An 11328-nucleotide genomic window follows, 5' to 3' on the forward strand; every position below is an offset into this window, starting at 1 on the left:
AGGACGCCAAAACTCTTGAGCTCCTCCGCGAACACAGCAGCAGCCCGCATCGGCCCCACAGTATGCGAAGACGACGGACCAATACCTATAGAAAACAGATCAAAGACTCCGACGGCCATAACAATTCCTTACTAAAACTCTGATTCGTTTCGTGTTGCCGGGGTGGGTGCGCCTGGCCGAATTCCTCCGCGTGCTCGGTCGCGAAGACGCCCGCTAAGCGGACGTGACGCTCCCTTAGACGCACGTCTCCGGAATCCGCCCAGTCGCCAACGCACGTCACCAAAGCGACGCGGCAGGCAGGTAACGTCGTGCCCACGAGCGCCGGCGGAGCCGGACTTTTCGAAAGCGTGCTCCCCACCGTCTCCCTAACCTCGCAAGCTCGGCCAGGGAACCCTGACGGCGTGGGCCCAGGGCAGGCGGGAAAATGTCGGGTCCGCCGTCGCGAAGGTGACCACGGGGCGGAACAAGGGACTACTTGACCCGCTTGTAGAACGGGAGGGGGACGACTTCGAAGGGTTCTGCCTTGCCGCGGAGATCGATGTCCAGGGCCGTGCCGGGTGCCGAGTACTCGACGTCGACGTAGGCCATGGCGATCGGGTAGCCGAGGGTGGGCGATGGCTGGCCGGAGGTGACTTCACCGACCGTGGCGCCGTCCTTGAGCACGGGGTAGTGCGCACGGCCGGCGCGGCGGCCCTTGCCTTTGAGCCCCACGAGGCGGCGGCCGGACGTGCTGCCGGCCCCGGATTCCTTCTTGGCCTCCAGGGCGGCTTTGCCAACAAAGTCGCCTTCCTTGGAAAGCGCGACGACGGGGCGCAGGCCGGCGGCGAAGGGGTCGCCCTGCAGCGACAATTCATTTCCATACAGCGGCATGCCCGCCTCGAGGCGAAGGGAGTCGCGGGAGGCGAGCCCGGCAGGAGTCAGTTCCCTTTCGTCGGCGACGGCCATGAGTGCCTGCCACAAGGCGGGCGCGTCGCCGTTGTCCACGAAGATCTCGAATCCGTCTTCGCCCGTGTAGCCGGTGCGCGCGACCAGCAGTTCGTTGCCCGCGCCCCCTGCCAGGACCGGAACCTCGACGGCTGCGTAATACTTCAACTCCGTCACCAGGGAGTGCTGCGCCGCGGGCACCAGGCGAAGCAAGAGTTCCTGGGCCTTGGGACCCTGGACCGCGATCAGCGAGGTCCGGGCAGAGGCATCCTCCACCACCGCGTCGAACCCTGCAACCCGTTCCCGGAGGGCTGCGGCCACCACGTCGGCGTTGCCCGCGTTGGGTACCACAAGAAAGACGTCGGTGCCGTCTTCCGCGGCGGGGCGGCGGTAGGTGATGAGGTCGTCGATGATGCCACCGTCCTCGTTGCAGATCAGCGAGTACTTGGCCTTGCCCACGGCCATGGCGGAAATCTTCCCCACCAGGGCGTAGTCGAGGAACGCGGCAGCGTCAGGCCCGGTCACCCAGACCTCGCCCATGTGGGAGAGGTCGAACAGCCCGGCAGCCTTGCGGACGGCGTGGTGTTCGGCCAGTTCGGAGCTGTACTTCAGCGGCATCTGCCAGCCGCCGAAGTCGGTGAAGGACGCGCCCAGCTTCTTGTGCTCGTCGTAAAGGGCAGTGTATTTCTCGGTCATGATGCCGGTCCTTTAGTTTTCAAACTCTTCGAGCGGCGGGCAGGAGCAGATCAGGTTCCGGTCGCCGGCCGCACCGTCGATCCGTCCCACGGGCGGGAAGTACTTGTCCTGTTTGTGGTGGGCGGGGAAGGCGGCCTGCTCGCGCGGGTAGGCGCGGTCCCAGTCGGAGCTGACGACGGCGGCTGCCGTGTGGGGTGCGCGGCGCAGCGGTGAGTCTGCAACGGCAAAGTCGCCTTTGGCCACCTGGTCGATTTCCTTGCGGATAGTGATCATCGCTTCGATGAACCGGTCGATCTCTGCCAGGTCCTCGGACTCGGTGGGTTCCACCATCAGGGTGCCGGCCACCGGGAACGCCAGAGTGGGGGCGTGGAAGCCGAAGTCGATCAGGCGCTTGGCCACATCCTCCGCGGTGACGCCGGTCCTGGCGGTCAGTTCGCGCAGGTCCAGGATGCACTCGTGCGCCACCAGCCCGCCTTCACCGGTGTAGAGAACGGGGAAGTACTCGTTCAGTCGGGCGGCCACGTAGTTGGCGGCCAGCAGCGCCGACTTGGTGGCCTCGGTCAGGCCTTCCCCGCCCATCAGCTTCACGTACGCCCAGGAGATGGGCAGGACGCCGGCCGAACCGAACCGCGACGCGGAAATCGGCACGTCGGTGGCGCCGGAGCCGGCGCTCCAGGCGGTGGCGTCGCCCGGCATGAACGGTGCCAGGTGTGCCTTGGCAGCGACCGGTCCGACGCCGGGCCCGCCGCCGCCGTGCGGGATGCAGAAGGTCTTGTGCAGGTTCAGGTGGGAGACGTCGCCGCCGAACTTGCCAGGCTGCGCCAGCCCAACCAGCGCGTTCAGGTTGGCGCCGTCGATGTACACCTGGCCGCCGGCTGCGTGCACGGCGTCGCAGACCTCGCGGACGTCCCCGTCGTAGACGCCGTGGGTGGAGGGGTAGGTGATCATGATGCAGGACAGGACGTCCTTGTTTGCCTCGATCTTGGCTTCAAGATCGGCGTGGTCGATGGTGCCGTCGGAGGCGGTGGCGACCACCACCACCTTCATGCCGGCGAGTACCGCGGAGGCGGCGTTGGTGCCATGCGCCGAGGCCGGGATCAGGCAGACGTTGCGCTGCTGGTCGCCGCGGGAGTGGTGGTAGCCGCGGATGGCCAGCAGCCCGGCCAGTTCACCCTGGGAGCCGGCGTTGGGCTGGATGGACACCTGGTCGTAGCCGGTGATGGTGGTCAGGTCCGCCTCGAGGTCGGCGATGAGTTCGCGCCAGCCTTCGGTCTGGGAGTCCGGGGCGAACGGGTGGATGGAGGCGAACTCCGGCCAGGAGATGGCTTCCATCTCGGCCGTGGCGTTCAGCTTCATGGTGCAGGAACCCAGCGGGATCATGGTCCGGTCCAGCGCCAGGTCACGGTCGGAAAGCTTCCGGATGTAGCGCAGCAGCTGGGTTTCGGACCGGTGCGTGTTGAACACCGGGTGCTGCAGGTAGTCAGAAGAACGCTCGACGGCGGCCTCCAGCGCAAAGCCTTCACCCTCACCTGCGGTGGCGCCAAAGATGCCGGCAACCTGGGCGACGATGGCCGCCGTCGTGGTTTCATCCAGGGAGATGCCCACGGTGTCAGCGTCAACGCTGCGCAGGTTGATCCCGCGCTCCTCCGCGTCGGCAACAATCGCGGCGGCGCGTCCCGGGACACGGACAGTGACGGTGTCGAAGAAGCTCTTGTGCACCACCTCGACGCCGGCAGCTTCCAGCGAGGCGGCCAGGGTGCGGGCGTGCCCGTGGGCGGTTCCGGCGATGGCCTTCAGTCCGTCCGGGCCGTGGTACACGGCGTACATGGAGGCGACGATGGCCAGCAGCGCCTGGGCGGTACAGATGTTGGACGTGGCCTTCTCGCGGCGGATGTGCTGCTCACGGGTCTGCAAAGCCAGGCGGTAGGCGGGAACACCGGCGTCGTCCTTGGACACGCCCACCAGGCGGCCGGGCAGCGACCGCTCCAGGCCCTTGCGGACCGCCATGTAGGCGGCGTGCGGGCCGCCGAAGAACAACGGAACACCAAAACGCTGGGCTGAACCGACGGCGATGTCGGCGCCCTGCTCACCCGGAGGGGTGATGAGGGTCAGTGCCAGCAGGTCCGCGGCAACGGTCACCAGTGCACCGCGGTCCTTGGCAGCCGAAATAACGCCCGACTGGTCCCAGACCCGGCCGGAAGCGCCCGGCTGCTGCAGCACTATGCCGTTGATGTCACCCTCCGGCAGCCCTTGGGACAGATCGGCGACCTCCACCTCGAAGCCCAGCGCCTCGGCGCGGCCCTGCACGATGGCGATGGTCTGCGGAAGTACGTCAATGTCCAGGACGGTCCGGCCGTCCTTGGCATCCTTGTCCTTGTTGGCCCGGCGCATCAGGAGTACGGCCTCGGCCACGGCGGTGGCTTCGTCCAGCAGCGAGGCGTTGGCAATGGGAAGGCCCACCAGGTCCTGCACCATGGTCTGGAAGTTCAGCAGGGCTTCAAGCCGGCCCTGGGAGATCTCAGGCTGGTACGGGGTGTAGGCCGTGTACCAGGCCGGGGACTCCAGGATGTTGCGGCGGATCACCGGCGGGGTCACGGTGTCGTAGTAGCCCTGGCCGATCAGCTGCACGGCGGTCTTGTTCCGGCCCGCGATCCGGCGCAGCTCGGCAAGAACCTCAACCTCGCTGAGCGCGTCCTGCAGGCGAAGGGCTGTCTCCTGGCGGATAACTTTGGGAACAGCGGTGTCCACGAGGGAGTCGACCGTGTCGTAGCCTACGGCTTTGAGCATGGTGTCGACGTCGGCCTGGCGGCGCGCGCCGATATGGCGGTCTACGAAGGTGGTGGAGGCTGGGGTAACCGACACGAAGGAACTCCATTTACTCAGGCGGCGCAGGGTACGCCACAGCTATTCGGGTTCCTCCCCGCTCTGTATTGGACCTGAGAGTTTCCGCGGGGCCTGCCTGGACAGGACCCGCTTGCACCGTCGGTGAGCACAACAGTCTTTTCGCTCCCCAAGAGGAGGCGGGAAAACTGCCTGCTGCTTTCCAGAGGCGCCTCGCCGCGGCGGTACAGGGGCCTGCGAGATTCCTGGGGAGGATTTGCTCCTACGGCGCCTGCCTGTACTTCCGGCAGAACTCTCCCGCCGCAGATCAAAGGCTATTCATTTATGGGCTGGTGATGGCCGGTGGCGGCCCTCACAACTCTCCATTGTCCTACGCCGCGACCCCTCGCGGCAAATGCCGGGGCTACCTCCGGAGACGCTCCAAAGCGGCAAGAAGTTCCTCCACGTCAGCGGCCGCTCCCCCCTCGGGGGCCGGACCAACGGACAGCATCGCGTTGAAGTACAAGCCGTCCCCCATATAGAGCACCGCCTTTGCCAGCCCGGGCCCCACATCCGCGGCAATCTCGTCCAGCCAGCGCTGCTGGATGGCCGCGAATCGCCGCCGCGTTTCTTCATGCGCCACTTCGGCAAGCCTGGTGGCTGCCACGATCACCCTGTCGAGCGGGGTGTCGGCCCATACGGAGGAACGGATGAAGTACGCTGCCGCGCCTTCGCTGGCTGACGCCATGGCGTCGGCGTCCGCCTTGGCGAGGCCCTCCAGGCGGTCAAGCAGCACAGCGATAAGCGCTTCCTTGTTGGGAAAGTGGTAGAGCAGGCCACCCTTTGAGACCCCGGCCTTCCGGGCCACGGCGTCAAGGGTGGCTGCGCGCTCCCCCACCTCGATCAGCAGGGACTCGAAGGCGTCAAGGACCGCGTCACGGGCTACAGGCTTTCGGGGCATGGTTTCCATCATGCCTCCCACGGGCTCCGGAACCTGCAAGGCAGCGGCGGGTTTCAAACTATACCGTCCAGACGGTACAGTTATCTTATGACTACTTACACCAGCGCCGTGCCGGCACAACGGAAGGGCACCACGCACCGCTCCCCGCGGCGGGACTGGCTGGCCCTCGGGCTGCTGATGTTCCCAGTCCTGCTGGTCGCGGTGGACAACACCGCCCTGACGTTCGCCCTGCCCGCCATCACCCGCGCCCTGGAACCCACGGGCGTGCAGCTCCTATGGATTGTGGACACCTACCCCCTGGTACTGGCCGGGCTGCTGGTCTCAATGGGCAGCCTTGGGGACCGCATTGGCCGGCGCCGGTTGCTGGTTACCGGGGGCGTGGGCTTTGCGGTGCTGTCAGCAGCAACGGCCTTTGCACCTACGCCCGAATGGCTGATCGCCGGCCGCGCCGCCCTGGGATTCTTCGGGGCAATGCTGATGCCGTCCACCCTGTCACTGATCCGCAACATCTTCCCCCAGCCCAACCGGCGGAGGCTGGCGGTGGCCATCTGGGCCGCAGGGTTCTCCGGCGGCGCAGCCTTGGGGCCCATCTTCGGCGGGTGGCTGGTGGAGCGGTTCTGGTGGGGCGCGGTATTCCTCGTCGCCGTACCCCTCATGATCCCCCTGCTGGCGCTGGGGCCTGCACTCATCCCGGAATCAAGGGACCCCGCGCCGGGGAAAGTGGACATGCCGAGCATCCTGCTCTCCCTGCTGGCCATGGTGCCTGCGGTGTACGGGATCAAGGCCGTTGCCACCGAAGGGCCCGGCCTAACGGGGGTGGGCAGCATCCTTTTCGGCCTGGCAATGGGAACCGTGTTCGTCCGGCGCCAGCGCCGGCTGGAACACCCGCTGCTGGACATGTCCCTGTTCCGGAACAGGGTGTTCAGCATGGCCATCAGCGCCAACATCCTGGCCCTGTTTTCCTTCAACGGCTTTATCCTGTTCCTGGCCCAGCACCTCCAGCTCCTCGAAGGCATGACCCCGTCCGCCGCAGGCATTGCGATGATCCCGGCCCTGGTAGCCACGGTGGTGTCCGGCCTGGTGGTGGTGCCGCTGGTCCGGAGGGTCCGGCCCGGGTACGTTGTGGCGGCGGGGCTGACGTTCAGCGCAGTGGGCTACAGCCTGGTGGCGCTGGGAAACCACGACGGCGGCCCCTCGCTGCTGCTGGCAGCCCTCCTGGTCCTGGCGCTGGGCGTCGGCACCGCGGAAACCATTTCCAACGACCTCATCCTCGGCTCCGCGCCCCCGGAAAAGTCGGGCGCTGCCGCCGCCATTTCCGAAACGGGTTACGAGGTGGGCGCATTGCTGGGGACCGCGGTGCTGGGCTCCATCCTGACCGCCTCCTACCAGCACAACCTCCGGCTGCCCGCAGGGCTGGATGGGACACTCGCCGCGCCCATCCTGCACAACGCCGGGGAAACGCTCGCCGGTGCAATGGAGGCCGCAGCCATCCTGCCGGCTCCGGCGGCGGCAGCCGTCAAGGCGGCCGCCGAATCCGCCTTCGACTCAGGGGTGCACATCACCGCGGCGATTGCGTTGGTACTGATGGCGACGGCGGCAGTCCTCTCCGCCGTCGTCCTCCGGAAGGTGCCCAAAGCGTCTTAGCCGGGGCGGCCCGGCAGCATCCCGGAAAGCCCAGCGATCACCCAAACTGTCATAAACGAACGCGATTCATATGCGTCTTGCATCACAGGGCCGGCACCCCCATACTAAATGAACGCCATTCATATAGTGACTCCCGTCTCACATCCTTCCAGAAAGTGGTGCCATGACAGAGACAATCCGCACCAGTACGGCCAAACCCGGTCCGCACGCCCACGCCCCCTCCTCGGACGGCGTCAGCGCCAAGGGACTCAAGGGTGGGCAGCTGGGTCTCCTGGCCGTCGTCGTCCTGGGCATTTCAACCATCGCCCCCGCCTACACGCTCACCAGCGCACTCGGACCCACGGTCAACGAAGCCGGACTCCAGCTGCCCGTCATCTTCCTGATCGGGTTCATCCCCATGATCCTGGTCTCGCTCGCCTACCGGGAGCTCAACGCCGACTCCCCGGACAGCGGCACCACCTTCACCTGGGTCACCAAGGCCTTCGGCCCCTGGGTGGGCTGGATGGGCGGGTGGGGCCTGCTGGCCGCCAACATCATCGTGCTGTCCAACCTGGCCGGCGTCGCCGTCGACTTCTTCTACCTCTTCCTGTCCCAGCTCACCGGCTCCGCCGAACTGGCTGACCTGGCGGACAACAAAGCCCTGAACGTCCTGACCTGCTTCGTCTTCGTGGCGCTGGCCGTCTGGGTCAGCTACCGCGGCCTGCACACCACCAAGCTGGTGCAGTACAGTCTGGTGGGCTTCCAGCTGCTGGTCCTGGGCCTCTTTGTCGCCATGGCGTTCGCCAACTGGTCCACCTCGGAGACGGCCATCCCGTTCAGCTGGGACTGGTTCGACGTGACCAAGATCGAGACGTTCGGCCAGATCGCGGCCGGCATCTCGCTGTCCATCTTCGTGTACTGGGGCTGGGACGTCTGCCTGACCGTCAACGAGGAAACGGCGAACGGCCAGAAAACTGCCGGACTCGCCGGCACCCTGACCGCCATCATTGTCCTGGCCATCTACCTCCTGGTCAGCATCGCCACCATGATGTTCGCCGGCGTCGGGGACACCGGCAACGGCCTGAACAACGCCGACAACCAAGAGAACATCTTCACGGCCCTGGCCTCCCCCATCATGGGCCCCTTTGCCATCCTGATGTCCCTCGCGGTGCTTTCCAGTTCGGCGGCGTCTTTGCAGTCCACCTTCATGTCGCCCTCACGGAGCCTGCTGGCCATGGCCCACTACGGCGCCCTGCCGGAACCCTTCAGCCGGGTCAGCAGGAAGTTCTCGACGCCGGGATTCGCCACCATTGCTGCCGGGGTGCTTTCCGCGGGGTTCTACGCTGTCATGCACGTGGTCAGCGAGAACGTCCTGAATGACACCATCCTGGCACTGGGCCTGATGATCTGCTTCTACTACGGCCTCACCGCCGTGGCCTGCACCTGGTACTTCCGGCACAGCCTGTTCAACAGCGTCCGCCACTTCTTCTTCCGCCTTGTGTGCCCGGTGGTGGGCGGCGTGGGCCTGTTCGTGGTGTTCGCCCAGACCGCCGTGGACAGTCTCTCCCCTGAGTTCGGCAGCGGTTCGGAGATCTTCGGCATGGGCCTGGTGTTCATCCTGGGCATCGGCATCCTGGCGCTGGGCGCCGTCGTCATGCTCATCATGTCCCGCACCCACCCCGGCTTCTTCCGCGGCGAAACCCTCAGGCAGGACACCCCTGCCCTGGTGGTTCCGGAATAAACCGCCAACACCAAAGGTGCCGTGCCCGCATCAGGGGCGCGGCACCTTTGTGCTGTCACCAGAAGTGCGCCACATCGATCACCAGGCGTGACCCGGTGCCGGGACCATCGAGGGTAAAAACCCTGAACGGCAGGCGGCCACGGACTCCCAGTCCCAAGCTGGTATACCCTTCGAAGCTTCCGGCGGAGACCACTTGGCGGAAGGTCTGATAGCCGGAAACGTTGCTGAGCTCATTCCTGTCAGCTGGGTTATACGTGGGATTGCCGTTCTGGTCATAGGAGGGCGCCTTGATGCTGACATGCAGCCGCGCGCCGCCCCGCACCGGGATGAACGCCCCCGAGCCCTCCTGCTCTATGCGCGGTACGTACTGCACGGTGTAGGAGACCGCAGGACCGTTGAGGTCAACCACCAGCCGGTCAAAACAGTAATGCTGCCCGGTCCGGACATTGGTGACGGATGCGGTGCCTGCGTCCTGGCCGGACTTCGCAAGCGAGCCCCAGGTGAGGCCGCAGTAGGGAGCCGCCCACGCAGGCGCCTGAACCGCGAAGCCCAGCACTGCAGCCAACACGACGGCTGCGAGCCAGGTAAAGAACTTTTTCATTGCAGTGCCGTCCAGGAATCAAAACCATTGGATGCTTCCAGCGTAGGAGGGGTGACGGCCGGATACGAGGGTCCATTTTGATAACGACGGCGGTTGGAGACAAAGCAGCGCCGGCCGCCTCAGGGAGGTGGCCGGCGCTGTGGAATCCAGGAAGTCAGTTAGCCTTCGCAGTCGCGGCAGTACTTCAGGCCGTCCTTTTCACGGGCAACCTGCGACCGGTGGCGGACCAGGAAGCACGACGAGCAGGTGAACTCGTCGGACTGCTCGGGAACCACAATGACGGTCAGTTCCTCGTTGGACAGGTCGGCGCCGGGGAGGTCGATACCTTCAGCAGTGTCGTTCTCGTCGACATCGATAACCGCGGTCTGCGCGTTGCCGCTCCGTGACGCCTGGAGGGCCTCGAGAGAGTCAGCGGGCGACTCTTCTTCCTGCTTGCGTGGAGCATCGTAATCGGTAGCCATAACGTATTCACTTTCGTTGCTGCGCAGCGCCATTTCAGGCACCTCAGTGAAGCAGTTTAGGGCATCATCCCGCTAGTGGCGCAATAGTGTGGCTAAGCAGACATTCCGCCGTTTCCGGCCGTGGCTTCCACGTGCTCCGACCGGGCCAGGTCCGCGCCCACGGACACCCCGCTCAATGCCGGCAACCAGCCCCAGCGGCTGGCGTCGGCCATGGCCGCAGCGGCCTGGGAGCCGGACTCGTAGGTAAAGGTGTCCAGGAGCCAGTCGCGGAGCCGGAGGAGCAGGGTAACCGTCATGCCTGCAACGTACGCAGCAATTGTTGAGGCCACGTTTCGAAGGCGTCTCCCACGGATTAAATCCGCTCTCCCGAAGGTACTACGGGATCCGCTGGGGTGGGGCGGTGCTGCTGCGCAGGACCAGTTCAGGCTCCACCACCAGGGTGCGGGCTTCCTCCATCCCGGCCAGGGCCGCCAGCATCATGTCCACGCACCGCCTGCCCAGTTCCTCGAAGTCCTGCCGGACCACGGTCAAGGGTGGGCTGAAGTAGCCGGCCTCGGGCTGGTCGTCGAAGCCCACCACGGACATGTCCCTGGGCACCCTGAGGCCGGCCTCATTCAAGGCCCGCAGGACCCCGAGGGCCATCTGGTCGTTGGCCACGAAGAGGGCAGTGGCACCGCGGCCGGCCGCAATCGTCCGCCCGATCCGGTAACCGCTGCCGGCGCTCCAGTCGCCCTCGATCATCAGGTCCGCATCGAGCCCGGCCGTTGCCAGGGTGCACCGCCATCCCTCGGCGCGTGCCACCGCGTCGATCCAGTCCTGCGGTCCCGCGACATGGGCGATCCGGACGTGACCCTGCCTGATCAGGTGCTGCACCGCCAGCTCCGCCCCGCGGCGCTGGTCCACCTTCACACCGCCAACGGCATGGTTTCCGTCCGGGCCCACGGCCACCACCGGCACTCCGATGGGCAGTTCCGCCAGGGCGGCCGGTGTCTCCAGGTGCGGAACAATGACCACGATCCCATCGACGGACTGGTCCTGGAAGTGCCGGACGGCGTCCAGGATCGAGCCCCGGGTGACCTCCCTTAAGGCGGCGACGCTGACAAAGTAGCCTGCGTCCCGTGCAGCGCACTCCACCCCCAAAAGGGTGTTGGCCGGACCAAACTGCGAGAGTTCGCCGGCCAGCACGCCGATGGTCTGCGAGCGCCGGGTGACCAGGCTCCGGGCGGCGGTGTTGCGGCGGTAGCCGAGCCGGACTATGGCCGCCTCCACCTTCCGGCGGGTTTCCGGGCTCACGTTGGGGTGGTTGTTGACCACGCGGGACACGGTTTGGTGCGAGACCCCGGCCAGCTCCGCCACGTCCTCCAGCCGGGGCCTCAGCAAGGGCACCCGGTCAGATCCCGCCGGCCAGTTTGTAGTAGGCGGCGTTCCAGTTCAGGTCCTTCTTGAACTGGCGGATGGTGGTGCCTTCATCGATGGTGAGCAGTTCCGTTTTGGCGATGTC

General features: G+C 66.2%; 10 protein-coding genes and 1 riboswitch. Of the genes, 2 read left to right on the forward strand and 8 right to left on the reverse strand.

Going from position 1 to position 11328, the window contains the following annotated elements; genetic code table 11:
- From J2X98_RS21910 to J2X98_RS21925, 4 genes are all read right to left on the reverse strand, one after another.
- The coding region (locus J2X98_RS21910) for a serine dehydratase beta chain (RefSeq protein ID WP_307312598.1) at nt 1–119 on the reverse strand (119 nt) is incomplete at its 3' end.
- A gap of 352 nt (nt 120–471) precedes the next feature.
- On the reverse strand, nt 472–1620 hold the full coding sequence (gene gcvT / locus J2X98_RS21915; RefSeq protein ID WP_141943539.1) for a glycine cleavage system aminomethyltransferase GcvT: 1149 nt from the start codon (nt 1618–1620) through the stop codon (nt 472–474).
- Nucleotides 1621–1632: 12 nt separating this feature from the next.
- On the reverse strand, nt 1633–4482 hold the full coding sequence (gene gcvP, locus J2X98_RS21920; protein ID WP_307312583.1) for an aminomethyl-transferring glycine dehydrogenase: 2850 nt from the start codon (nt 4480–4482) through the stop codon (nt 1633–1635).
- A 191-nt stretch (nt 4483–4673) separates the two neighbouring features.
- Nucleotides 4674–4771, reverse strand: a riboswitch (glycine riboswitch).
- A 93-nt stretch (nt 4772–4864) separates the two neighbouring features.
- Nucleotides 4865–5401 carry a TetR/AcrR family transcriptional regulator gene (locus J2X98_RS21925; protein ID WP_141943543.1) on the reverse strand — a complete coding sequence of 179 codons (537 nt, stop codon included), beginning with the start codon at nt 5399–5401 and terminating at the stop codon, nt 4865–4867.
- A gap of 87 nt (nt 5402–5488) precedes the next feature.
- On the opposite strand from J2X98_RS21925, the gene J2X98_RS21930 reads away from it, so the two are divergent.
- Nucleotides 5489–7045, forward strand: coding sequence for an MFS transporter (locus J2X98_RS21930; protein ID WP_307312588.1), 1557 nt, complete (start codon nt 5489–5491; stop codon nt 7043–7045).
- 163 nt (nt 7046–7208) lie between these two features.
- Nucleotides 7209–8765, forward strand: coding sequence for an APC family permease (locus tag J2X98_RS21935; RefSeq protein WP_307312591.1), 1557 nt, complete (start codon nt 7209–7211; stop codon nt 8763–8765).
- A 55-nt stretch (nt 8766–8820) separates the two neighbouring features.
- Here the strand turns inward: J2X98_RS21935 and J2X98_RS21940 are convergent, their stop codons facing one another.
- From J2X98_RS21940 to J2X98_RS21955, 4 genes are all read right to left on the reverse strand, one after another.
- Nucleotides 8821–9366: an AMIN-like domain-containing (lipo)protein gene (locus tag J2X98_RS21940; RefSeq protein WP_141943549.1), complete on the reverse strand. Its 546-nt coding sequence runs from the start codon at nt 9364–9366 to the stop codon at nt 8821–8823.
- Nucleotides 9367–9524: 158 nt separating this feature from the next.
- Nucleotides 9525–9827, reverse strand: a complete 303-nt coding sequence (locus tag J2X98_RS21945; RefSeq protein ID WP_018762118.1) for a DUF4193 domain-containing protein — start codon at nt 9825–9827, stop codon at nt 9525–9527.
- Nucleotides 9828–9919: 92 nt separating this feature from the next.
- Complete coding sequence (locus tag J2X98_RS21950; protein ID WP_141943551.1) at nt 9920–10123, reverse strand: hypothetical protein; 204 nt, start codon at nt 10121–10123, stop codon at nt 9920–9922.
- A gap of 79 nt (nt 10124–10202) precedes the next feature.
- Nucleotides 10203–11213 carry a LacI family DNA-binding transcriptional regulator gene (locus J2X98_RS21955; RefSeq protein WP_307312595.1) on the reverse strand — a complete coding sequence of 337 codons (1011 nt, stop codon included), beginning with the start codon at nt 11211–11213 and terminating at the stop codon, nt 10203–10205.
- Nucleotides 11214–11328 lie beyond the last annotated feature (115 nt).

It is taken from the genome of Pseudarthrobacter enclensis (assembly GCF_030811655.1).
In the GTDB taxonomy this organism is placed as follows: Bacteria; Actinomycetota; Actinomycetes; order Actinomycetales; family Micrococcaceae; genus Arthrobacter; species Arthrobacter enclensis_A.

Bases quoted from the DNA above. Each gene is read 5' to 3' on its own strand.
- J2X98_RS21945 (WP_018762118.1), bottom strand. From the start codon at position 9,827: ATGGCTACCGATTACGATGCTCCACGCAAGCAGGAAGAAGAGTCGCCC.
- J2X98_RS21930 (WP_307312588.1), top strand. From the start codon at position 5,489: ATGACTACTTACACCAGCGCCGTGCCGGCACAACGGAAGGGCACCACG.
- J2X98_RS21950 (WP_141943551.1), bottom strand. From the start codon at position 10,123: ATGACGGTTACCCTGCTCCTCCGGCTCCGCGACTGGCTCCTGGACACC.
- gcvT (WP_141943539.1), bottom strand. From the start codon at position 1,620: ATGACCGAGAAATACACTGCCCTTTACGACGAGCACAAGAAGCTGGGC.
- J2X98_RS21925 (WP_141943543.1), bottom strand. From the start codon at position 5,401: ATGCCCCGAAAGCCTGTAGCCCGTGACGCGGTCCTTGACGCCTTCGAG.
- J2X98_RS21940 (WP_141943549.1), bottom strand. From the start codon at position 9,366: ATGAAAAAGTTCTTTACCTGGCTCGCAGCCGTCGTGTTGGCTGCAGTG.
- J2X98_RS21935 (WP_307312591.1), top strand. From the start codon at position 7,209: ATGACAGAGACAATCCGCACCAGTACGGCCAAACCCGGTCCGCACGCC.